Here is a 21,056-nt window from a genome sequence, read left to right as displayed (position 1 = left end):
AAGAAAAAATATCTGAATTTTTTATAAAACAAACCAAACAAAAATTCTATTTATATAGAGTGGCTTTGTTACGCAAAAAATCTAATCCTCTCCATCAAAAAATATCAAAACTAATTAATATATTTTCCAATTAATTTATTTAAATCTTTAGACTCACTAAACAAATAGCACTGGTAAAATAAATCATTCCCTTTTTTTGGTAAAACATCATTTTTTAAAAATATTTCATTTTCACGATAACTCTTTACACGTTCATAAACATAATTATCTATTAGCTGAATTTCCTCAAATTCCAATCTTTCATTTTTCACAAATTCAAAACTATAATAAGAAAAATCTTTACCTGAAACTAAATCAGATTGATTATATTGCAAACATTTCATCAAAGTATAAGCTTTTAATGATTCAATATCAGATAACCTTTTAGCCTGAACTTCAATTACATTAAAAATCAAAAAAAACAAAATAATATATCTCATTTTAATTCCCAAAAATCCACTTTTTGTGTTATGCCATTATTAACTTCGGTTGCAACCATCCAAAAATAATATACAGCTGATTCTGGATCATTTTGATCAATTGATGAGTAAAGCAATCCCCTACCATCTTCTCCTCCCTCCCATAATGTAAAATGACCAGTTGCATCACGCCATCCAGTTACCTCAAAAACAATAATTCCATTCTTATTTTTAATTTTTTCAATTATATTATTTCTTACAAAATCTAAACGGTGATCTAACTCTTCTGGCACATATGGGTTAATAGATGAAAGCTTTGGTAATTCTACTGATATATCTGGCTTTTTAAAAAGCGTATATAAATAAGCTTTTAAATCTCTGACACGTATCCAATAGTTCTTTCCATCGTCACCAATAATTGTGCCTCCTTTAGATGGTGCTCTCGGTAGTTGTACTCCTGATCGTATTAAGCCAGCACTCATTCTTAATGCACATGTATTTGCATAGGCATCATTATTTATCTCTCTACCCAAAGCTTTCGAGATTTGCGGATACAAGGTTTCTTTCTGAATAGTATTGTTTGGATAGTTGACAGACATATCTGACCATCTTGGTCTATTAACTTTTAAGGGTTCTGATATAACACCGTCTACTTCTGCTTCGATAGCCATTTAAAGTAACTCTTCATTCAAAATTAATGATTTTTCATTCTTTAAAATATTTTTAATTTTTGCTGCACCATTTTTGATAGTTGCTTGAAATTCTAAAAATTCATTTTGATTACTGATTTTTTCATACACTGGGTTTTTAACTTTTACAGTAACAGTTTCACCATCAGCATAATTTTCAGTTTCTATATGTAAATTGACATCAGTATAAAATCTTGAAGATTCTCCAATACGGTTTTCGTTTTCACCATAACTCCAATAAATTTTTTTAATTTTTTTCTTTAAAGTAAAATTTGTTAAATTCGGCAAAGTGAATAAATTATTCTGTGAACTTTGCCCCCCCACAAACTTATGTTGCCCTGCCTTCACTTCAAACTTACCGCTAGTTGTAGGCAATACACCCGCACTGCTAATCTCAATCTGGCTACCACCCGCAACTAAAACAATTTTTTTGCTCGCTTTGATTTCAACTTTATCTTCCGTGGAAATAATTTGAATACCCTTTCGTGCAATCAAATCTGCCCCATCTCCTTGAGCTTGGATTTCAACTTTGCCTTTGCCCGCATACGCACGTAATCCTTCTTGTGCTGCAAATAGACTGATCTTGCTTTGTGCATGGGCAATTACGGATTTTTGACTGCTGATATTGATGCTCTCGCCCGCACTTTGGCTGATCTGCCCATCTGCTGAAAGATGAATATCTTCCTGACTACTTACAGCAATTGAGTTTGGTGCAGATAAAATCATTAAGGCTTGTTTAAAGGCATCAGCTTTTTCTTTACTACCTTTTTCGATTTGGCTAAGGAAGTTTTTTAGGTTATCTAAGACTTCAAGTGGGTCAGTTTGTTGATTATTCGCCACTTCACTTAAGGCTTTGCTGCTGTTTAAGTTGGCTTCGATTTGTTCTTTTGCAGCTTGTGCGTCGAGGTGCATTGCTGCTGCTTGTTGTTGTGGGTGTGTGCTGACAAGTAGCCCCTGTCCTGCACGTACTGCGCCCCATTGGTCTGTTCTCAGTTCAAAGCCTTCACCTCGCCCTGCACTTTCTGCGGTTTCTTTGGGATGACTAAGGTTACCGAGGTTGAGCTGAGTGGCACCATGGGTACTTTGTAATTGTGTTGAGATTTGTCCAGTCGTGTCATCAAAGCGTAGTTGTCCAAAGCCTTCACCTTGGACTTCCTTACTTTTTATTCCAGCCAGTTTTTTGGTGTCTGGCAGTTTGCCTTTACTATCAAATTGGGTTGGACTGCGCTGTGCTTCATGTATGCGCCCCACCACAAATGGTCGGTCGATGTTACCGTCAAAGAAATCGATGACCACGATTTCATTAATACGTGGTAAGAAACGTGCACCATAGCCTTCACCGGCCCATGGGGTAAGCACATCTACCCATGCAGAGTCCGTATCATTGTCATTACTGCCTGCACCGCCATCATGGCTGTGGTCATCACCACGGGTAAATAAGAAGCGGACTTTGATACGCCCCCATTCATCGACATGTATTTCTTCACCACTTGGCCCGACAACTTTAGCCCGTTGCGGATGGGTGCTTGGACGGTGTTCGAGTGGGTTATATTCAGGAACCGTCGCAATATTGCGGCGTTGTAATGTGAGCTGATTGGCCTGACGCTCGGCCTGTTCATGGATCGGTTTAATGTTCCACTGACTTTGTTCAATCAGTTGATTGACTTGTTCAGTAAGGTCTTTGGGTAAGTTATTTTGGTTATAGAATTTTTTTTCTGTGATTAAAAATTGTTTGTCTGTACCACTGTGTTGATCAATTTCAGGGTGTTCATTCAGTTCAAACCAATAACCCACTTGTGTATCACGCACGGTCGATTGTGCATTGAATTTTTTCGATTGCAGCTCATGATAGCGCGTTAGGTTTTGATTCAGTTTTTCAATTTGACTGTTGGATGAAGCCGTAGCTTGGTCTTCGCCTTTTAGGTCTTGCATCCATGCAGGGCTGACATGCCATGCTTGTTCTAGACTTAAGCTGGCATTGTCTTGGCTTTGGCTATGCTGATGTTTGCTTTGAACTGAACCTGCGCCTTCTTCTTGACTAAGTCCATCGGCTTGCCAGCGCTGTATGTGTACCGCAGTCGGCTGAATGCTACGTTCACCGATCAAGCTGGTGATGCTGTCTTGTTTTTCTGTGGCACTAGAGCGATGAAAGCGGATACTACGACGGCTGAGTGCTTGATATTGGCTATTGTCATCAATCAGGCGGAGTTTTTGTTTTTCAATTGGCGCTGAGGAATGCGGCACTTTCAGCTGCACTTCATCGATGAGCCAGTTGATACCCTCACTGCGCCAAAGTCGCGTTAAAAATTCATAATCGCTTTCATTCGACTGCATGATGAAGGGCCGAACATCATAGTTTTGGCTTAAACCGCTTAGATCTAGCGTTAGACTGGCAGCAAAGAGCGGACTTTTGCTTTGCCATTCTTTAAAGAGAGTTTCACTGACATCTCGTACCGATTTGTTCATAAACACACGGCTGTTGCGGCGTTTATGCCATAGCGACGTTGCGTCTTCTAGAGTGAGTTTATATAGGGTGAGTGAACCGTCACTCTGCCCTTGGGTCGCTTCGGTAATAATACCCGTGGTACGGAAGAGTTCGCCCTGATCGGTCACTTGATCAACAGCGACTTGTGCGCCAATAAATTGTTTTAGTGGAATAAGTGCATTAGTAGATAGGCAAATCAAAGTCGCTTGCAGGCCTTGGTTTAAGACATGCTCCCCATCAATACGTTGAATAAAAAGCTCATCATTCAACGCAGGGTTGGAAAATTGCACATGAATGGCACGTTTTTGAGCGGATAAGCCTAATTTTTCAAGTATAAGAGCAATCGAATTTAACATTTTAAAAGTCTGTTTTTTAAACTTTGTATAATTATGCTGCGAATGATATAGGCTAGCCATCAGACTTGACCAGCCTATTTTATTAATAAAAATGTAACATCTTAATAATTATTATTTTTTACAATCTCTTAAATTAACCTTTCTGAACCAAATAATGGAATTCTTTATTTCCATTTTCATCAAGACGTTCTTCTTGAAGCAAAAGCTCATGACCTAAATGCATACAAAATTTCGGAATATCCCAAGAGGTCGAATTATCTGTTGCAAAAACCTCAACAATATCACCCGATTTTGATTTACGAATGGCTTGATGCAACATCATCACAGGCTCAGGGCAACGTAAGCCACGGGTGTTTAATTGAATTGATGGGGGCACAGAAGGCTCAGACATTAGAAAACTCAGTATTAAAATCTAGGGCTATTTTAGCATAATCCTGACGACCGAATGTTAGCTTGAAAAATGCAAACGATAGCGTCTTAAAATGACTTGATCGCTCATCATCTAGATCAACATTAACAATAGACAACTGTATTTTCTACGGTATGATAAAATCATCATTTATTAGATATTAAGAGTCTTTAGGAAAGATCATGCAAGAGGAATCCGGCCCGTCGTGGGGCATGCGCGGCTTACGTAAATGGCTGGGCACTGCACCAGAAACCCGTGACGAACTGTTGAAATTGGTACAAGATTCACGTCGCTTCTTAGAACCCGATACAGTTGCCATGCTCGAAGGGGTACTCGACTTACCTGCAACTAAAATCCGCGAGGTCATGACCCCCCGTACTGCGATGATCAGCTTGCAAGAAGATGATGAGCTATTAGATATTTTGCATGTACTTGTTGAATCTGCACACTCACGTTTCCCAGTCTTTTCCTCAGACCAGCCAGACAATGTTGTCGGTATTTTGTTGGCCAAAGATTTGTTGCCATTTTTGACAGAACCGACCAGCAAAGTCGATATTCGTGCATTAATGCGTCAAGCCTTATTTGTACCCGAGAGCGCGCGTTCTGACCAAGTTTTACGTATGTTAAAAAATACCCAAACCCATATCGCTGTAGTGATTGATGAATATGGTACAACTTCAGGTTTAGTGACTTTAGAAGATATTCTTGAAGAAATTGTAGGTGAAATTGAAGACGAACACGACAAAGTCGATGAAGAAGCTCAATTTATCATTCCAGATGAAGACCCGCTGAGCGCAAATACATGGTTGGTTCAAGCACTTACACCAATTGAACACTTTAACAATCTTTTAGATGCTGATTTTTCAGATGATGAAGTAGAAACTGTGGGCGGCTTACTGCTACAAGAAATGGGCTTAGTCAGTGATTTACAAGGTCAAGTGATTGAACTTGAAAACTGGGAGTTTACCATTTTAGAGGCAGATGCACGTACCATTCATCTGATCCGAGCTGTCCGTAAATGAGAACCTACTTTGATAAGCTGCTAAACCACTCACAACAAAAAAAACAGCTACCTTTCATCTATCCTTTGCTGATTGCATTATTTTCAGGTGCCATCTTCAGCTTGTCGCTGGCACCTTATCATTATTGGTGGTTGGCAATTTTATCTCCAGCCCTGTTGTATGCCTGCCTAAGTCAACGTGCACCTAAACAATCGTTTTTCATTGGTCTAGCTTATGGCTTCGGCTTATGGTTTGTCGGGGCTTTTTGGCTATATACCTCAATCCATGTCTATGGTGATACCAATTCAGCACTCAGTGTTTTGATGATTGCCATTATGGCAATTGTGATGGGGCTGTTTACCGCAGTTCAGAGTTGGCTCTACCGCCGCTTCTTTCCAGAAACACCACTGACCTTTGCGCCACTGTGGGTGTTTTTCGAGTGGAGTAAAACTTGGGTCTTTACCGGTTTTCCATGGCTGTTTGCAGGTTATGCCTTTACTGAACGATTCCTCGATGGCTATGCGCCATTATTCGGGATCTTTGGGGTATCTTTTGCGGTCATTGTATTGGCCTGCGCCTTGGTTGAAATCCTGCGTAAACGCATCTTTTGGATTGTTCCCTCTGCCCTTGTTTTGCTCGGTGCCTGGGGTGCAGCGCAATTGCAATTTGTTCAGCCTAAAAATGAAAAACCGCTGAGTGTTTCCTTAATTCAAGGCAATATTCCACAAGATTTAAAATGGTTAACAGAATACCAAGCTCAAACCTTAATGAAATATGCGTCATTAAGTCGGACCGAATGGGGCCGTGATGTCATTGTTTGGCCAGAATCCTCCATTCCAATGTTCCAAACCGATATTGAGCCGTTTCTGGATGCGATGAAAGTCCAAGCCAATAAAACAGGGACGGCTTGGGTGACAGGTATCCCCTATTGGGACTTGGCAGAATCACAGCAAAACCAACACCCTATGTATTACAACACCATCATGGCAACTGGTGATGAATCTTCTGGTCTATACAAGAAGCAACGTCTGGTACCCTTTGGTGAATACATTCCGCTTTCAGGGATGTTAAGTTGGGTACTACCTGCCCTACAAAATGACCCGTCGATGAGTGGCTTTTCACGTGGTGCAAACAACCAAAAGCCTTTGAATGTTAAAGGTCATGATTTAGGTGCGGCGATTTGCTATGAAGTGGCTTATCCTAACTTAACGCGCCGTAATGCCAGTCAAAGTGACTACCTAGTGACTATTTCCAATGACGCATGGTTTACTGGAACAGCGAGCCCACATCAGCACCTACAAATGGTTCAAATGCGTGCCAAAGAAAATGGCCGTTGGTTTATCCGTGCAACCAATACCGGCATTACCGCCTTTATTGATCATAATGGTCACATTGTGAAACAAGCACCGATGGATAAAGATGCGGTACTTCGTGGTGATTTACCTGCCATGCAAGGCGAGACACTTTACACACGCTTAAGTGATTGGCCTGTGTTGATTTTCTCATTCTTGTTATTGGTTCTCGGTTGGATTTATCGCCCGCGTAAAGTTGATATTTCTTTTAAATCACGCCGTTAATTCCGCTACAAAAGATCAAAAAAACCGAGCTTTGGCTCGGTTTTTTTATTGATAAACTTTCAGGGTGCCAGTTCACCCTGCTTTTTTAAAGTAACTTGGTGCCGAGGGGAATCTCTGCATCAGGCACACAAAGAGCAACATGCCCCTCTGCATTATGAAAGCCTGTGACCAAACACTCTGACTGGATCGGACCAATTTGTTTTTTTGGAAAATTCACGACGGCAACGACCAATTTTCCCAATAGATTTTCCGGCTGATACAGCTGTGTAATTTGTGCACTGGACTTTTTAATGCCCAGTTTCTCTCCAAAATCCACATGGAGAATGTACGCGGGTTTACGTGCTTGCTCAAAGACTTCTGCCTGCACAATTTTCCCCACACGTAATTCAACTTTCACAAAATCTTGCCAATCGATCTGTTGCATTTTTCCCTCTTTCTTTTCTTTGTTGTACTTCATCTAACTATCTAAGATCTGATATCTAAAGATTATAAAAATTTCATTCAGGCTGACCATATGTGAAACAGACATTCGATGCGTCAAAATGGACAAAGCAAAGTAATCTTAGAATGCGCATCATATTGATGTACGCTTTGATGTAAGCTAACTGTTCATTTGCACGGGACATAAAAAAACTGGAGCAAGCTCCAGTTTTGAAGGTTTAATTTTGGGGTTATAACTGAGTAACTAAATAGGAAAGCATGGCAGCTAAAGACACCATTGGAATATATCGATAAAGACGAACAACCATTTGTTCAATGGCAGATGCATGTTCTTGTTTTAAATTTGCCACAGTCGCTTTTAATGCAGACCAAAAACTTAAAGCCAGTAATGAACTCATTAAGCTCATGGCAAAGAAGCCCACCATAATTTGGCTACTGCCCTCAGTGCTTTGCCATAAATACACAATGCCTTGACTGATCGGCAGAATACTTAAAATCAAAAGAACAGATTTCAGCATAGACCAATGAAATTGGTTAATTTCATCCGTTAATAATAATGCTTTCATACTATCCTCCATGGCTAAAAAAGTACCATAAAAGATATTATGCGCGGTTTTATTTAAATGAAAAGCCTATATTTATTCATATTTTACGATTATTGTAATCAATAAAATTGGGAATAATTCTTATTATAAATATCACATATTTTATATTATATAATTTAAAGTAAATTCAACAACTTAATATTAATTTTATAATTAAGATTTATTATCACTTCACTCAATATTGAAACATCCTATTAAGTGAAGTGATTAATTCCATTAAAACTGAATTTATAATTATTCTCAGTTAGTGTTTATAGTAAATATCAGCATCATTTTCTTCACCGCCAGACTGACCATCCGCACCAAATGAATAAAGATCATAAGGACGGCCTTCAGAACCTGGGATCACATATTGAATGTCATTGTCCCAACTGTCTTTTGGATAGCCACCTTTGATATAGCCACCCGGCAACCAGTTTTTAGCAGACTCAGGTTTAGTGACCAAAGCATTTAATCCACCGTCTTGCATTGAAGGGAATTTACCATTATCCATTTTGTATTGATCTAATGAGCCAGCGACACTTTTTAAAGTAATTGCTGTGGTATCAACTTTGGCTTTTTCACCACGGCCCATCACGTTCGGTACAATCAGCGCAGCCAAAACACCTAAAATGACAATGACCACCATCACTTCAATTAAAGTAAAACCTTGTTGCTTCATATTTTTTGTCTTCACTTGCATGTTACAAATCTCTGTTCACATCATTGTTCGAATGTCTTAAATCATATTATTCATATTCACGATTGGCAGCATCACAGCAATCACGATCACCAGTACAATGCTCGCCATAAATACCAACATCAGCGGTTCAAGCAACGCCAATAAAGTTGAAATTAAAGTCGTCACTTCTCGGTCTTGCATCGTCGACGCACGTTCTAGCATCCGGTCTAATTCGCCTGAACTTTCACCACTTTTGATCATTTGTACCATCATCAGTGGGAAATAACCACTTCGCTCAAGCTGTGTTGCTAAATTACCACCTTCTGTTACTTTCTCTGCCGCAAGGTTGACCGAATCTCGAATCACCCAATTATTACTGACCGCTGCGCCAATTTTTAAAGCATCGACCAATGGCACGCCAGACTTGGTTAAAATCGACAAGGTACTGGCAAAACGAGCGGCATTAATGCCTTTAGACAGTTTGGAAAATAACGGTAATTTCAAGGTCAATCGGTCAAAGGCATAATGTCCCGCCGCTGTTCTGAGGAATCGAACCAAGAGAAAAATCGAGACTACGCTACCGACCAATAAAAATGGCCAGGCCATTCGAATAAAATCACTGGCTTTCATTAAAGCGACCGTTATCCACGGCAAGGCATCTTTGCTTTGGTCAAAGGTTTTGACAATATCTGGGACCACATAGGTCATGAGTCCCATCACAATACCGAAAGACATTAACATCAGGATGATGGGATAAATCATCGCACCCTGCACTTTTTTTTGCATGGCAAAGCGGTTTTCGGTGTAATCGGCAAGTTGGTCGAGAATGAGATCGAGATGACCTGAACGCTCACCTGCTGCAATCGTGGCAATATACAGTTCAGGAAAGCGTCCCGCTTGTTGTAGTGCGTTGGCTAAAGAATGCCCTTCCAAAACTTTAGAACGCACCGACATCAACAGGTTTTGCACATGGGCTTTTTCGTTTTGTTTTCCCACAGCACGAATCGCTTCTTCTAATGGAATTGCAGCGGCAACCAAAACTGAAAGTTGGCGAGTCAATAAAGCCAAGTCATAGGCATTCAGCCCTTTTTGAAACAAGCGCTGCTGCGTGTGTTTGTCTTTTTGCTCTATCGGATCGACAGCAACTGGAATAAGTGACTGATCTCTGAGCTGTTGACGAATTTGACGCGCAGAATCACCCTCAAGTACACCCTTCTGCTGCTTCCCTGAAGCGTCTATGGCAGTAAACTGATATGCAGGCATTGTAATGCTCTAATTTTCCAAAATTTCTATCAGCGCAGTTGCGTCTGACCATCAAAATCATTCATATTCTTAGATATAAAATATGAGCTCACTCTAACACAACTCCTTTACGATCACGACGAAATTTAATCAGGAACTTATCCACGTTTTATGGCAAATTCAGCGAGCATTGCAACACCTATTTACCGCGTTCGAGTCGCCGTTCCGGTATATTTATACGACTGCTTCGATTACAGCTTAAGCCAAGAGCAATACCAACAAGCTGAAGTAGGTGCACGCGTTGCTGTATCTTTTGGTCGGCAAAATTTGACCGGCATCATCGTGGAAAAAATTGCACCCGATGCACCACTCGATTCAAGCTTTAAACTCAAGGCCATTACTGAACTTCTTGATGATCGTGCCATTTTAGATGAGAAAGTTTTAAATTTATTGACATGGTCTGCACAGTATTACCAATTTCCGATTGGTGAAGTGATGCAAAGTGCCCTTCCGACGCTGTTACGCCAAGGAAAGCCCTATAATTTACTGGCACGGACATGGAATCTGATCGACCATAATGCTGAAGCCAAAATTAAACGTTCAGAGCGTCAGCAAGAAGCGTATAAAATACTAAAATTACATCCCACAGGCACAGGTGAAAATCTTTTAAATTTGTCAGGTGTGGAAACAGCAACACTCAAAGCCTTAGAGAAAAAAGGCATCTGCCAATGTGTCTTGGCGGAACAGGACTTTAGCCCAATGCCCATAAGCATGGCGCAAATGCCGCTCACAGCGAATCCGGAGCAAAAGAAAGCCATTGATCGGGTGTTAAAAGCGCGGAATCAATATCAGGCCTTCCTGCTCGATGGCTTAACTGGCAGTGGTAAAACTGAAGTCTATTTACAAATCATGCAAGAGGTTCTAAAGCAAGGCAAACAAGTCTTGGTTTTAGTGCCTGAAATTGGACTTACCCCACAGACCATCAGCCGTTTCCAATCACGTTTTCATTGCAATATTGCCCTATTACATTCGGGGTTAAACGATTCAAAACGTATGCAAGCTTGGCAAGCTGCGCAAACGGGCAAGGCTTCAATTATCTTAGGCACACGTTCTGCGATTTATACGCCACTGCCTAATCTAGGTTTAATTGTGATTGATGAAGAGCATGATCTGTCCTTTAAACAACAAGAAGGCTTTCGCTACCATGCACGCGATGTTGCTCTGTTCCGTGGGCATCTGGAACAATGCCCTGTCATTCTTGGCTCTGCCACACCTAGTATTGAATGCTATGCCCTTGCCAAACAAGGCAAGATGACAATTTTGGAACTAAACCAACGCGCAGGCACCGCTGTCATGCCGAAAATGCACATCCTTGATTTGAAAGTGGCACAGAAACAGCATGGAATTAGCCAATTATTAATTGGTGAAATCCGTAAGCGCCTAGAAAAAAAAGAACAGGTGTTAGTGTTCTTAAACCGTCGAGGATATGCCCCGGTTTTAATTTGTGAAAGCTGTGCATGGCAGGCCAAATGTCCGCACTGTGATGCCAATTTCACGGTTCATCGCACACCTTATCAACATTTACATTGTCATCACTGCGGCACCATTCATCGTATGCCAGATCACTGTCCACAGTGTAATCATCAGGAGCTCAAATCTATTGGGATGGGCACAGCCAAAGTTGAAGAAAGCCTAAATGAGCTATTTCCGCAGCATGACGTTATTCGTGTCGATCGTGATTCCACCAGTCGAGTCGGCAGTTGGCAAAAAATCTATGACAAGATTCAAAAAAGCGAACCTGCCATTTTACTCGGTACACAAATGCTGGCCAAAGGACATCATTTCCCTTACGTCACCTTGGTGGCGATTTTAGATATCGATTCAGGTCTGCTGAGTGTGGACTTCCGTGCCATTGAACGTACCGCTCAACTCATTGTGCAAGTCACAGGGCGTGCCGGCCGTGGCGAACGTAAAGGCGATGTATTCCTACAAACATTAAGACCCGACCATCCGCTTTTGAATATTTTGGTCAATGAGAACTATCGAAAATTTGCCAAAGAAACCATGAAAGAACGGGAAATGGCACAAATGCCACCGTTTCGCTATGCCGCATTGGTGCGCTGTGAGTCCAAAAACCAAGAACTCAATACTGAATTTTTACAGCAACATGCCCAATTGCTGCGTCAGGACTCTGCTGGAATTATTGATATTTGGGGGCCGATTCCTGCCCCGATGGAGCGCAAAGCAGGGCGTTACCAATCCCACATGGTTTTACTGTCTACAGATCGTGCGCGCTTACATTATTATCTGCGTTATTGGTGGCAAAACATCTTGCATAACAAGCCATCAAATATGAAATTGAGCCTCGATATAGACCCACAGGAACTCAGTTAAACGCGTACAATTCAGTCTGAAAATATCAGTCATACTGAATTGCAACTTTCGACCAAAAACACAACTCTAGGACGAGTAAATGTCACTACTGTTACAGATCACAATTTTCCTTGGCGCATCCTTATTGCTTGTCCCTTTGCTCAAGCGCTTTGGTATTGCAACGGTATTGGGATATCTGTTCACTGGTATTTTGCTCGGCCCCGATGTCTTTAACATTGCCAGTGATCCCCAAGCGATCCAAGATCTCGCTGAGTTTGGCGTGATCTTACTGATGTTCCTGATCGGCCTCGAACTGCGTCCACAGCGTCTATGGAGTATGCGTAGTTCTATTTTCGGCATGGGGAGTTTACAAGTCGGTCTGACCGGTCTTGTTTTAGCGCTAGGCAGTTTTTTTGCCTTACAACAAGGCATTGCAGCCAGTATCGTTATCGGTTTCGCTCTCGCTCTTTCTTCTACTGCCTTTGTCTTGCAGATGCTGAGTGAGAAGCAGCAATTAAACACAACCTATGGGCAACAATCCTTTTCGATTTTGCTGTTTCAAGATATGGCCGCGATTCCCCTGATTGCAGTCATCCCCCTGCTCGCAGGGACAGAATCATCACATCACGGAATCGCCTATTTCGCTGCAATCATTGCGACTTTTTCAGGCTTATTTTTATTTAGTCGTTACTTAATGCGACCTTTTTTCCGCTTCGTCGCGAAAAGTGGCGCGCATGAACTGATCACCGCTGTCGGCTTATTTATAGTGCTGGGTGTCGTGGTGTTGATGGATGTACTTGGCATCAGTACCACACTGGGTGCATTCCTCACAGGTGTGTTACTTGCGGACTCAGAATTCCGCCACGAACTCGAGGCCAGTATTGCTCCGTTTAAAGGGCTTTTACTTGGTCTGTTCTTTATGACCGTGGGCATGACTACGAAACTGTCATTATTCGTTGAAATGCCATGGTTCATTATCGGTGGTGCATTGGCACTGATGCTCATCAAAATGGTGTCAGTTACCGCGATTGCACGTTATCTCAAAAATTCATGGCGCAACAGTATTTTACTGGCAAGCTGTTTGGCTCAAGGCGGTGAATTTGCCTTTGTGGTCTTTAGTGTGGCGAAAAGTGAAAATGTCGTACAACAAGCCATTTTGGAGCCATTAACCCTCATCGTCACCTTGTCGATGGTGTTGACCCCTATGTTGTACTGGTTAATACAATCACAAATTTTGCCACGTTTTAATCCAAAAACCATCCCCGAATATGACGACATTCCGGATGAACATAATCCTGTGATTATTGCGGGCTTTGGACGTTTTGGACAAATCATTGCTCGTGTGGCGCATTTACAGCATTTGTCTTTTACCGCCATTGATAGCAACTTAGACAAAGTCGATTTCGTACGTAATTATGGTGGTCATCTATATTATGGCGATGCCACACAACCAGATATTTTACGCGCTGCGGGCATTGAACATGCCAAAGTGTTCGTCCTTGCCATAGATGATATTGAAGACTCGATGAACGTGGCGCGTCATATTCGCCTGAATTACCCTCAGTTAAAATTATTGGTCCGTGCGCGTGACCGTCATCAGGTGCATCTGCTGCGTGATTTGGGGATTGAGCATATTTGGCGTGAAACCTATTTATCCTCTTTAGGAATGGCCTATCACATGCTGTGCGACTTAGGCATCAGCGATGAAGATGCCTATAAAAGTATCGAATTGTTCCGTGATTATGATGAAAAACTGCTGACTCAACAGCAGCAAATCTATACCGATGAACAAAAAATTTATGAAACGCATCGTAACGCTTTAGCTGAACTGGAACATTTGTTTGAAAGCGATGCGCAAGCCCGTGAAAAACCTACAGGTGTTGATTTACAACGCAGCTTACAACGTCATCGTATTGATGTCACAAGAGATGATAATGAATGACTTGTGTTTTACAATATCGTCACCATTAAAGCAGGGTTATGGAGAATTTTATGTCAGATTTACGCCAACGCTTTTTTATTGAAGATAGCCCTGTTCGTGGAGAAGTGGTTCATCTTGAAGAAGCCCTACAAACGATTCTTGCACAGCGTGACTATGCACCTGCTGTACAAATTCTCTTGGGTGAAATGCTCAGCGCGACTGCCTTGTTGGCCAGCACCTTAAAAATTAAAGGTCGTATTAGCTTACAAATTCAGGCTGCAGGCACTTTTAAATGGGCAATGGCGGAATGTAATCATCTCGGTGAAGTTCGCGCACTTGCAGATTATGAAGAAGACCCGCACTTTCAAACCGCTGAAGACAGCAGCACGGTACTGAAAGCCTTGGTAAACCCAGTACTTTTCATTAATATCGAGCCTGAATTTGGTGAGCGTTATCAAGGGATTGTACCTTTAGACAAACCGACTTTAGCGGGTTGCTTGATGCAATATTATGATCTATCTGCACAGATCCCGACACGCATCGTCTTAGCAAGCAGCAACAGCCGTTCAGGTGGTTTACTGATCCAGTTATTACCTCGGAATAGCGAAGAAGAACAACGCCGTGTCGATGAAGATCTATGGCCACGTTTAACCATGCTGACCGAGACATTAAAAGCAGAAGAGTTAACGTCTTTATCTGCAAACGAAATTTTATATCGTTTATATAACGAAGAAGAAGTTCGTCTACCTGAAACTGAAGCCTTAAAATTTGGCTGCACATGTTCAAAAGAACGCTGTGCGACAGCACTTGAACAAATTGGTGTTGCTGCAGTTCGTGAAACCTTAGAGTTTCAAAACCCAATTGAAATGGACTGCCAATTCTGTAATACAAAATATACCTTTACGGCAGAAGAAGCTTTATCCCTTTTTGGTCAACACCTTAGCTAAATCATTGCATGATTAAAAGCCTAAATCTAAGCATCCTTCGGGGTGCTTTTTTATTGTCCCGATAAAATTTAGACCTACTACTTTCTTGCGCTTAGTCGAATGGGTTCGAACTATAAAGCATCAACATGATCAGCTGTATTTGCGATCAATTTTTTTTCGAGTAGAATCGCGCCAGAAATAAAGTCAAAAAAACCAACAAAGCTTTATTTTTAATTGAAAAATAATGTAAAAAAAACTGGATAAATTATGAAACTCAAAACACTCGCTATTGCTTTAGCCATGTTCTACTTTGGCCCAATGACAGCACATGCAGCAGACCTCGTCGGGACATGGAAAACCATAGATGACAAAACAGGCTATGCTCGTGCTGAAGTCCAAATCACTAAATTAAAAGACGGCAGCTATAGCGGTAAAATCACCAAAGTGCATGCCATCCCCAACCGCCCTGTCACCACGATTTGTGAAAAATGCGAAGGTAAACTCAAAAATGCACCCTTAATTGGTTTACCGATATTCTCTGGCTTTAAACATAATGCAAAAGAGAATGCGTACACCGATGGCAAGGTGATCGACCCACTTTCAGGCAATACTTATCAAGGTAAAGGGCAATTGAATGCGCGCGGCAATGTCCTGACACTTCGAGGTTATGTTGGAACCACGCTTCTCGGCCGGACGGTATCTTGGATCCGCGTCAACTAAAGTCGCCATTTGGCTTTCATTGGCATGATGAACTCAACTCCAGACGAGTTCATCATGCCGATAATAATCTACTTTGAGATGAATTCCGACTATTTTACTAGTGCGTAGACGTTCAGCATAAACCTCATTTAGCGCCAACTCGTTCATGTTTTGGCTCAAAATATAAATACCAATTCTTAAAAAATCACTAGAATATTCATATTATTTCAGGCTACATTAAACCCATAATATTTTTATGCCTTTAAGTTTTAGGCATCCGCTTTTTGTGTAATGTGGGTAATTATATGGCTGTTAAATTCCTCCCTTCTATCCTGTTCGGCATGTTCTCCATCTGCAGTTTATCCTCTGCTTTTGCAGCGATTGACCCCTTAGTGGGGACATGGAAAACCATTGATGATCGAACAGGATATTCCCTTGCCGATGTGGTGATTCGCAAAGATAAGCATGACCTGTATTCGGCCACCATTATCCAAAGCCGAAGCGTACCCGGAACAGCAAATGTTTCGACATGCACGCAATGCACCGGTGCTCAGAAAAATAAACCCATGGTCGGTTTAACCACTTTAAGCGGCTTAAGCGCTGATCCAGAAAAGCCCAATGAATTTGTGGGTGGAGTGATGCTCGATCCCAAATCAGGCAAGCACTACAATGCACGCGCTCGTTTGATGAATAATGGCAAGCATTTGATCATCAATGGTCGTACTGAAGGCTCTGCAATTGGACGCAATGTCACTTGGGTCAAAAACTAAGCACGAGGCCTTTAAATCATTAAAGGCCTTTTTTAACTTAAAAATTAGAGTAAAAACTCCATATTAAAGCAGTGTTTTAAAAAAATCTGCCAAATACATCACAAACCATCACATTGATTTTGTAGGGCTTTATATATAAATTAGGCAACTTACTCTAAAAACACAATTCTGAATTTTCAGGGGATGAAATGAAAAAAATATATCAACAATTATTTGCCGGAATAGTACTTAGCACTTTGTCAGGATTGTCAATCGCTGCGGAAACCGATCCGCTAGTGGGTAAGTGGAAAACTGTCGATGACCGCACCGGATATTCACGTGCAGACGTTGAAATTCGCAAAAAAGCCGATGGAAGCTATGAAGGCATCATTGTCACCACACGCAATGTCCCTGGCACTGAAAAAATGGGCGTCTGCTCGAACTGCCCAGGTGAATTGAAAAATAAACCTTTTATCGGCTTGCCATTTATTTGGGACTTTAAACAAGATCCAAAAAATCCACGTGAATTCCAAAACGGTAAAGTTCTGGACCCGATTGGTGGAAAAATCTATAAAGGCAAAGCAAGACTTAGTGCTTCAGGAAAACATTTAACTATACGTGGGTATGTTGGTGTATCTGTGATTGGTCGTAGTGTCACTTGGATAAAATACTAATTTTAAATGTGTTTTTAAAAGCCTCCTCGTGAGGCTTTTTTATTGTCATGTTTTGAAACAATAAGCTGCAGTTTGCCCCTATGACAGTTTGATGAACCCTTCTATATTGATTAAAACATAATCAATATTTATACAGAGAGTATGCCAGACAATCACTATCAAACTTTAGGGATCGCCAGAGATGCTTCGGCAGATCAAATTAAAAAAGCCTATCGAAAATTGGCGCGTAAATATCACCCTGACGTCAGTAAAGAAGCTGATGCTGAAGCGCGCATGCAAGCGATTAATGTTGCATACGACACCTTGAGTGATGCCGAAAAGAAAAAACAATACGATTTTGAACTCGATCATCCTCAAGGATTTGCTGGGTTTAATGCTGGCAACCAAGGTGGTTTTGACCAATCTCAGTTTTATCGCCAATCGACGAGTGATGGTCAGCATGCGAACTTTAGTGGATTTGAAGACTTGTTTGGTCGTTTTGGGCAAGGCTTTGGTGGCGGTGACTATCAGTATCAACGTGCAAACCGCCAAACCAAGAGCTTCTGTGGTGAAGACCAACACGCCAGTTTAGAAGTGGATTTAGAAATCGCATTTCATGGTGCAACGCAGAATATCACCTTACAGATTCCAAGCCTCAACGCCCATGGTGAGCCTGAAGTCCAACGCAAAACCCTGCAAGTCAAAATTCCTGCAGGTATGAAATCAGGTCAACAAATTCGACTCTCCGGCCAAGGGCAAGCTGGCTATAACGGTGGAGCCGCCGGCGATTTATACATTGAAATTTTGTATAAACAAACTGAGCAAACCCGTGTAGAAGGCGTTGATATTTTCCAACAACTGAATATCAGTCCATGGGAAGCCGCATTGGGTCAAAAAATTGCATTTACCAGTCCTGATGGCAAAACATTAGAACTACAAATTCCTAAAAATGCACGTACTGGTCAGCAGCTACGATTAAAGGACAAAGGGATACCAAATAAAACACCCGGACACCTTTACCTGATTTTAAATATACAGATACCAGCTGCACAAACCGAACAAGAGCAACAAGCATATGCGGCTTTTGCTCAAGCTTTTCCGTCATTTAATCCACGACAGTCTTAAGGAGAGCACCATGACAACAATTCATTATCGTGAAATTGTCTGTGACGGATGTAAACAGACTGAAATCGTAGACGAAAAAAGTAGTTTTGATCTACAACACTTTGCCTCTGCCTGTGGGCAAAGTCCAGAATGGGTTCTGCAACTACTCGAATACGATATTCTGCCTAGCCGTTCAGAAGACAGGATTCATCAATTTTTTGGCGATGATATATCTCGCGCACGGCGTGCCTATCGGCTTCAACGAGATTTCGATGCCAGTTTTACTGCGGTCGCTATGATGCTTGATTTAATTGACGAAGTTCAACAACTACGTCGTCAAGTCAAACACCAACAGTTTCATTCACATTAAATGTAATCATGAACGCTCTGCCTCGCAGGGCGTTTTTCTTTTCTTGTAGAGTTTGTCTTGTAGAGGAAGTGATCGACAACCATGAAAACACGAGATTGCAATAAAAAAGTCAAAAACATGTTTCCTGAGTACCGTGATTTGGTCTCTCAGTTACGTGATGAAAATCCATATTTTGCACGGATCTTTGAAGAACATGATGAGTTAGATCGCGAAATCATTCAATTGGAATTAGATCCTGTTAATCACTACAACACAGATATTGAGACCATTAAGCGTAAGAAATTAAAGCTAAAAGATGAAATTTATCGCTTACTGAAAAGTAATGAAAATGATGATATCTCTTGAGATATCGATTCATGTATAGGGGATTTTTCATGATGCATGTCGTTCGCAGTACAACCCACGAGGCTACGCAATTGAATTACTAAGACCATAAGGATCGGTCAAATCGCGTTGTACTGCAGATTCTTTAAAAAACAAAATGTAAAACAATTACATCATGACAAAGGATTCATCATGCACATGCATCATGTCCTATTGGGTGGCATTACTCAGTTTCAGTAGTCTATTACATGCCAGTGATAAACGAGTATTTGAAAAACCATGGATGACCAAACAGGATATTCACGCGGCGATGTCACCGTCGTTAAAAATGCCGACGGGACGTATAGTGGAACACTCACTGCAATATGCCCATTGCCGTACAAACCCTTGGTTGAAGTATGCTTAAAATGTAATGGCAAACTCAAAAATGGGTTTTGATAGGTTCCGAAATTATCAAGGAATTTAAACCAGACCCACAACATCCAAATCAATATAGCAATGGAACCGTGCTGGATCCCCTCTCGGGCAATGTCTATAAAGGCAAAGGCAAGCTGAGTGCAAATGGCAAACGTTTAACCATGCGCGGCTATATTGGCGTGTCTGCACTCGGACGTAGTACCACATGGATTCGTAATGATTAGCAACTAACCCCCCCATCAGAGAAACTGACGCGAACTATTTGAGTTTCGTCAGCTTCTCAATTTCTTTCATGGTTTTAACCGTACCTTTAACTGTGCCCTTCACCGTCTGTTTGATTGGTTCATAATCCATAAACCAAAACAGATTCATGTGTTGATCGCCGTGCTGCTGTGCCAACATATCAATCACGCTTTTTTCACCGCGCCCGACCAAATGCCGTCGATAAAAATAATACAGTAGTAAAATCGTGGTCATCAGCATGATGCCGAGCATGATCCAAAAACCGGTTGGCGATTTGAGTCCCGGAATAAACTCAAAGTTCATACCGTATATACCGGTTAATAAGGTTAATGGTGCGAAAATTGCCGTAATAATCGCCAGAATCCGCATATTTTCATTGGTTTGGTTAGCAACGGCTGAAAAATGCAGATCAATGGCGGCCTGCACAGCACTGCGTAATCGTGTGGTGTGTTTTTGAATGCGTTCGATATGACTGCTTAAATCATCTACCCGAACCAGCATGATATCCTGCTTTTCACTGCGCTTTTTGCCTTTCAAATGTGGGTAATTATCTACAACTTCATCACGCAGTTCTTGCAAGGCTTCAATTTGCTCTTCACACAAATTTTCCACTTGCTGAAAAGCCATATTTTCCTGCAGCAGCTGATGCCACTTGGTAAAACGCCGATGCCCTTGCAGCAATTCACGCTGCCAAAACTCGACACGGCGGGTCAAAGGAACACGTAAATCCAAGTATCCATCTACCATATTATTCAGTAAGCGCAATGCCAAATCTAAGGGTGTAATGGCTAATTTTCGTGGTTTATTTTGTTCATCAATCGGACGAGAAATTAAAGTTTCAATCCGTTGGATATAACTTTCAATGGCTTTGTTGCCTTTTTCGCGCACCGTGATCAGCACTTGGGGCGTGATCAAAAAACTGATCGGGGTGGTCGCCAAACCAAAGACCCGCTCATGCTTTTCAAGAGCTTCTGCACCTGCAACAATTTGGTCATCGGGTGTGACCATTTTTCTAAAAATTAATAAATCATAATCATCGAGTGTGTCAAAAGCACAAGGATGCTCTAAATTTAAAATATCCCGCAGATGGTATTCATTTACCCGTAGATCTGATGCCTGAAAAATATCACTCTGCCATTGCTCTGGACGGTTGACGACATCTTCACGGGTACAATCAATCCAAATAAACTCAGGCTCAAGTTCAGGATGATGCTCACATTGCGCTTGGTCTTGCACATAGATATGCGCCGCTGTTGGATGCTGAAAAAAATAATAGGTTTGCATATCTCATTTATTATTGTGTTTACTTTTTGCATGATGCCATAAAAAAAGCCTTGAGCAAGTCAAAGTTCA

22 protein-coding genes are annotated in these 21,056 nt (G+C 41.4%); 13 read left to right on the top strand and 9 right to left on the bottom strand.

Translation table 11 applies throughout. From position 1 onward, the window contains the following. Positions 1-110: 110 nt before the first annotated feature. The 4 genes from FTT85_RS00820 to tusA form a co-directional block, all read right to left on the bottom strand. A complete protein-coding gene (locus FTT85_RS00820) occupies positions 111-479 on the bottom strand; it encodes a hypothetical protein (protein WP_180182602.1) in 369 nt (122 codons plus the stop codon). Further along, positions 476-1,129, bottom strand: a complete 654-nt coding sequence (locus FTT85_RS00815; protein ID WP_180108805.1) for a type VI secretion system amidase effector protein Tae4 — start codon at positions 1,127-1,129, stop codon at positions 476-478. The genes FTT85_RS00820 and FTT85_RS00815 overlap by 4 nt, the downstream gene beginning before the upstream one ends. Then, complete coding sequence (locus FTT85_RS00810; protein ID WP_180182601.1) at positions 1,130-3,988, bottom strand: type VI secretion system Vgr family protein; 2,859 nt, start codon at positions 3,986-3,988, stop codon at positions 1,130-1,132. A gap of 133 nt (positions 3,989-4,121) precedes the next feature. After that, the gene (gene tusA / locus FTT85_RS00805; protein ID WP_078189780.1) at positions 4,122-4,379 is read right to left on the bottom strand and encodes a sulfurtransferase TusA; all 258 of its coding nucleotides are present in this window, start codon (positions 4,377-4,379) and stop codon (positions 4,122-4,124) included. Between the two features lie 200 nt (positions 4,380-4,579). Between tusA and FTT85_RS00800 the strand changes: the two genes are divergently transcribed. Together FTT85_RS00800 and lnt are read left to right on the top strand one after the other, a co-directional pair. After that, positions 4,580-5,419, top strand: a complete 840-nt coding sequence (locus FTT85_RS00800; RefSeq protein ID WP_218955407.1) for an HlyC/CorC family transporter — start codon at positions 4,580-4,582, stop codon at positions 5,417-5,419. Further along, positions 5,416-6,975 carry an apolipoprotein N-acyltransferase gene (gene lnt / locus FTT85_RS00795; protein WP_078189782.1) on the top strand — a complete coding sequence of 520 codons (1,560 nt, stop codon included), beginning with the start codon at positions 5,416-5,418 and terminating at the stop codon, positions 6,973-6,975. The genes FTT85_RS00800 and lnt overlap by 4 nt, the downstream gene beginning before the upstream one ends. A gap of 85 nt (positions 6,976-7,060) precedes the next feature. Here the strand turns inward: lnt and FTT85_RS00790 are convergent, their stop codons facing one another. The 4 genes from FTT85_RS00790 to gspF all read right to left on the bottom strand — a co-directional run bounded on the left by FTT85_RS00790 (position 7,061) and on the right by gspF (position 9,945). Continuing rightward, the gene (locus tag FTT85_RS00790; protein WP_180182600.1) at positions 7,061-7,399 is read right to left on the bottom strand and encodes a tRNA-binding protein; all 339 of its coding nucleotides are present in this window, start codon (positions 7,397-7,399) and stop codon (positions 7,061-7,063) included. 247 nt (positions 7,400-7,646) lie between these two features. Continuing rightward, a complete protein-coding gene (locus FTT85_RS00785) occupies positions 7,647-7,982 on the bottom strand; it encodes a hypothetical protein (RefSeq protein ID WP_078189783.1) in 336 nt (111 codons plus the stop codon). Between the two features lie 283 nt (positions 7,983-8,265). After that, positions 8,266-8,682: a type II secretion system major pseudopilin GspG gene (gene gspG, locus FTT85_RS00780; protein ID WP_373683025.1), complete on the bottom strand. Its 417-nt coding sequence runs from the start codon at positions 8,680-8,682 to the stop codon at positions 8,266-8,268. Positions 8,683-8,739: 57 nt separating this feature from the next. Beyond that, complete coding sequence (gene gspF, locus FTT85_RS00775) at positions 8,740-9,945, bottom strand: type II secretion system inner membrane protein GspF (RefSeq protein WP_180182599.1); 1,206 nt, start codon at positions 9,943-9,945, stop codon at positions 8,740-8,742. 150 nt (positions 9,946-10,095) lie between these two features. Here gspF and FTT85_RS00770 point away from each other — a divergent pair, with 150 nt between their 5' ends. The 11 genes from FTT85_RS00770 (at position 10,096) to FTT85_RS00720 (ending at position 19,684) form a co-directional block, all read left to right on the top strand. Continuing rightward, on the top strand, positions 10,096-12,318 hold the full coding sequence (locus tag FTT85_RS00770) for a primosomal protein N' (protein ID WP_180182598.1): 2,223 nt from the start codon (positions 10,096-10,098) through the stop codon (positions 12,316-12,318). Between the two features lie 79 nt (positions 12,319-12,397). Further along, positions 12,398-14,239 carry a monovalent cation:proton antiporter-2 (CPA2) family protein gene (locus FTT85_RS00765; protein ID WP_180182597.1) on the top strand — a complete coding sequence of 614 codons (1,842 nt, stop codon included), beginning with the start codon at positions 12,398-12,400 and terminating at the stop codon, positions 14,237-14,239. A 50-nt stretch (positions 14,240-14,289) separates the two neighbouring features. Further along, positions 14,290-15,165 carry an Hsp33 family molecular chaperone HslO gene (hslO, locus tag FTT85_RS00760; protein ID WP_078189788.1) on the top strand — a complete coding sequence of 292 codons (876 nt, stop codon included), beginning with the start codon at positions 14,290-14,292 and terminating at the stop codon, positions 15,163-15,165. A gap of 246 nt (positions 15,166-15,411) precedes the next feature. Further along, on the top strand, positions 15,412-15,864 hold the full coding sequence (locus tag FTT85_RS00755; protein ID WP_180041039.1) for a DUF2147 domain-containing protein: 453 nt from the start codon (positions 15,412-15,414) through the stop codon (positions 15,862-15,864). Between the two features lie 284 nt (positions 15,865-16,148). Next, positions 16,149-16,613 carry a DUF2147 domain-containing protein gene (locus FTT85_RS00750; protein ID WP_168377964.1) on the top strand — a complete coding sequence of 155 codons (465 nt, stop codon included), beginning with the start codon at positions 16,149-16,151 and terminating at the stop codon, positions 16,611-16,613. A gap of 188 nt (positions 16,614-16,801) precedes the next feature. After that, positions 16,802-17,266 carry a DUF2147 domain-containing protein gene (locus FTT85_RS00745; RefSeq protein ID WP_168377965.1) on the top strand — a complete coding sequence of 155 codons (465 nt, stop codon included), beginning with the start codon at positions 16,802-16,804 and terminating at the stop codon, positions 17,264-17,266. Positions 17,267-17,407: 141 nt separating this feature from the next. Then, a complete protein-coding gene (locus FTT85_RS00740) occupies positions 17,408-18,370 on the top strand; it encodes a DnaJ C-terminal domain-containing protein (protein WP_180182596.1) in 963 nt (320 codons plus the stop codon). Between the two features lie 10 nt (positions 18,371-18,380). Continuing rightward, positions 18,381-18,719: a chaperone modulator CbpM gene (locus tag FTT85_RS00735; RefSeq protein WP_111885626.1), complete on the top strand. Its 339-nt coding sequence runs from the start codon at positions 18,381-18,383 to the stop codon at positions 18,717-18,719. An 81-nt stretch (positions 18,720-18,800) separates the two neighbouring features. Beyond that, complete coding sequence (locus FTT85_RS00730) at positions 18,801-19,064, top strand: YdcH family protein (RefSeq protein WP_180182595.1); 264 nt, start codon at positions 18,801-18,803, stop codon at positions 19,062-19,064. 184 nt (positions 19,065-19,248) lie between these two features. Next, a complete protein-coding gene (locus FTT85_RS00725; RefSeq protein ID WP_180182594.1) occupies positions 19,249-19,449 on the top strand; it encodes a hypothetical protein in 201 nt (66 codons plus the stop codon). A gap of 28 nt (positions 19,450-19,477) precedes the next feature. Then, positions 19,478-19,684 (top strand): DUF2147 domain-containing protein, encoded by a 207-nt coding sequence (locus FTT85_RS00720; RefSeq protein WP_180066201.1) that lies wholly within the window; start codon positions 19,478-19,480, stop codon positions 19,682-19,684. A 34-nt stretch (positions 19,685-19,718) separates the two neighbouring features. Here the strand turns inward: FTT85_RS00720 and FTT85_RS00715 are convergent, their stop codons facing one another. Further along, positions 19,719-20,987 (bottom strand): magnesium transporter CorA family protein, encoded by a 1,269-nt coding sequence (locus FTT85_RS00715; RefSeq protein ID WP_180182593.1) that lies wholly within the window; start codon positions 20,985-20,987, stop codon positions 19,719-19,721. Between the last annotated feature and the right edge of the window lie 69 nt (positions 20,988-21,056).

The sequence above is a fragment of the Acinetobacter sp. YH01020 genome (assembly GCF_013420275.1).
Taxonomy (GTDB): domain Bacteria; phylum Pseudomonadota; class Gammaproteobacteria; order Pseudomonadales; family Moraxellaceae; genus Acinetobacter; species Acinetobacter amyesii.
This window is presented reverse-complemented; position numbering and strand designations above follow the sequence as displayed.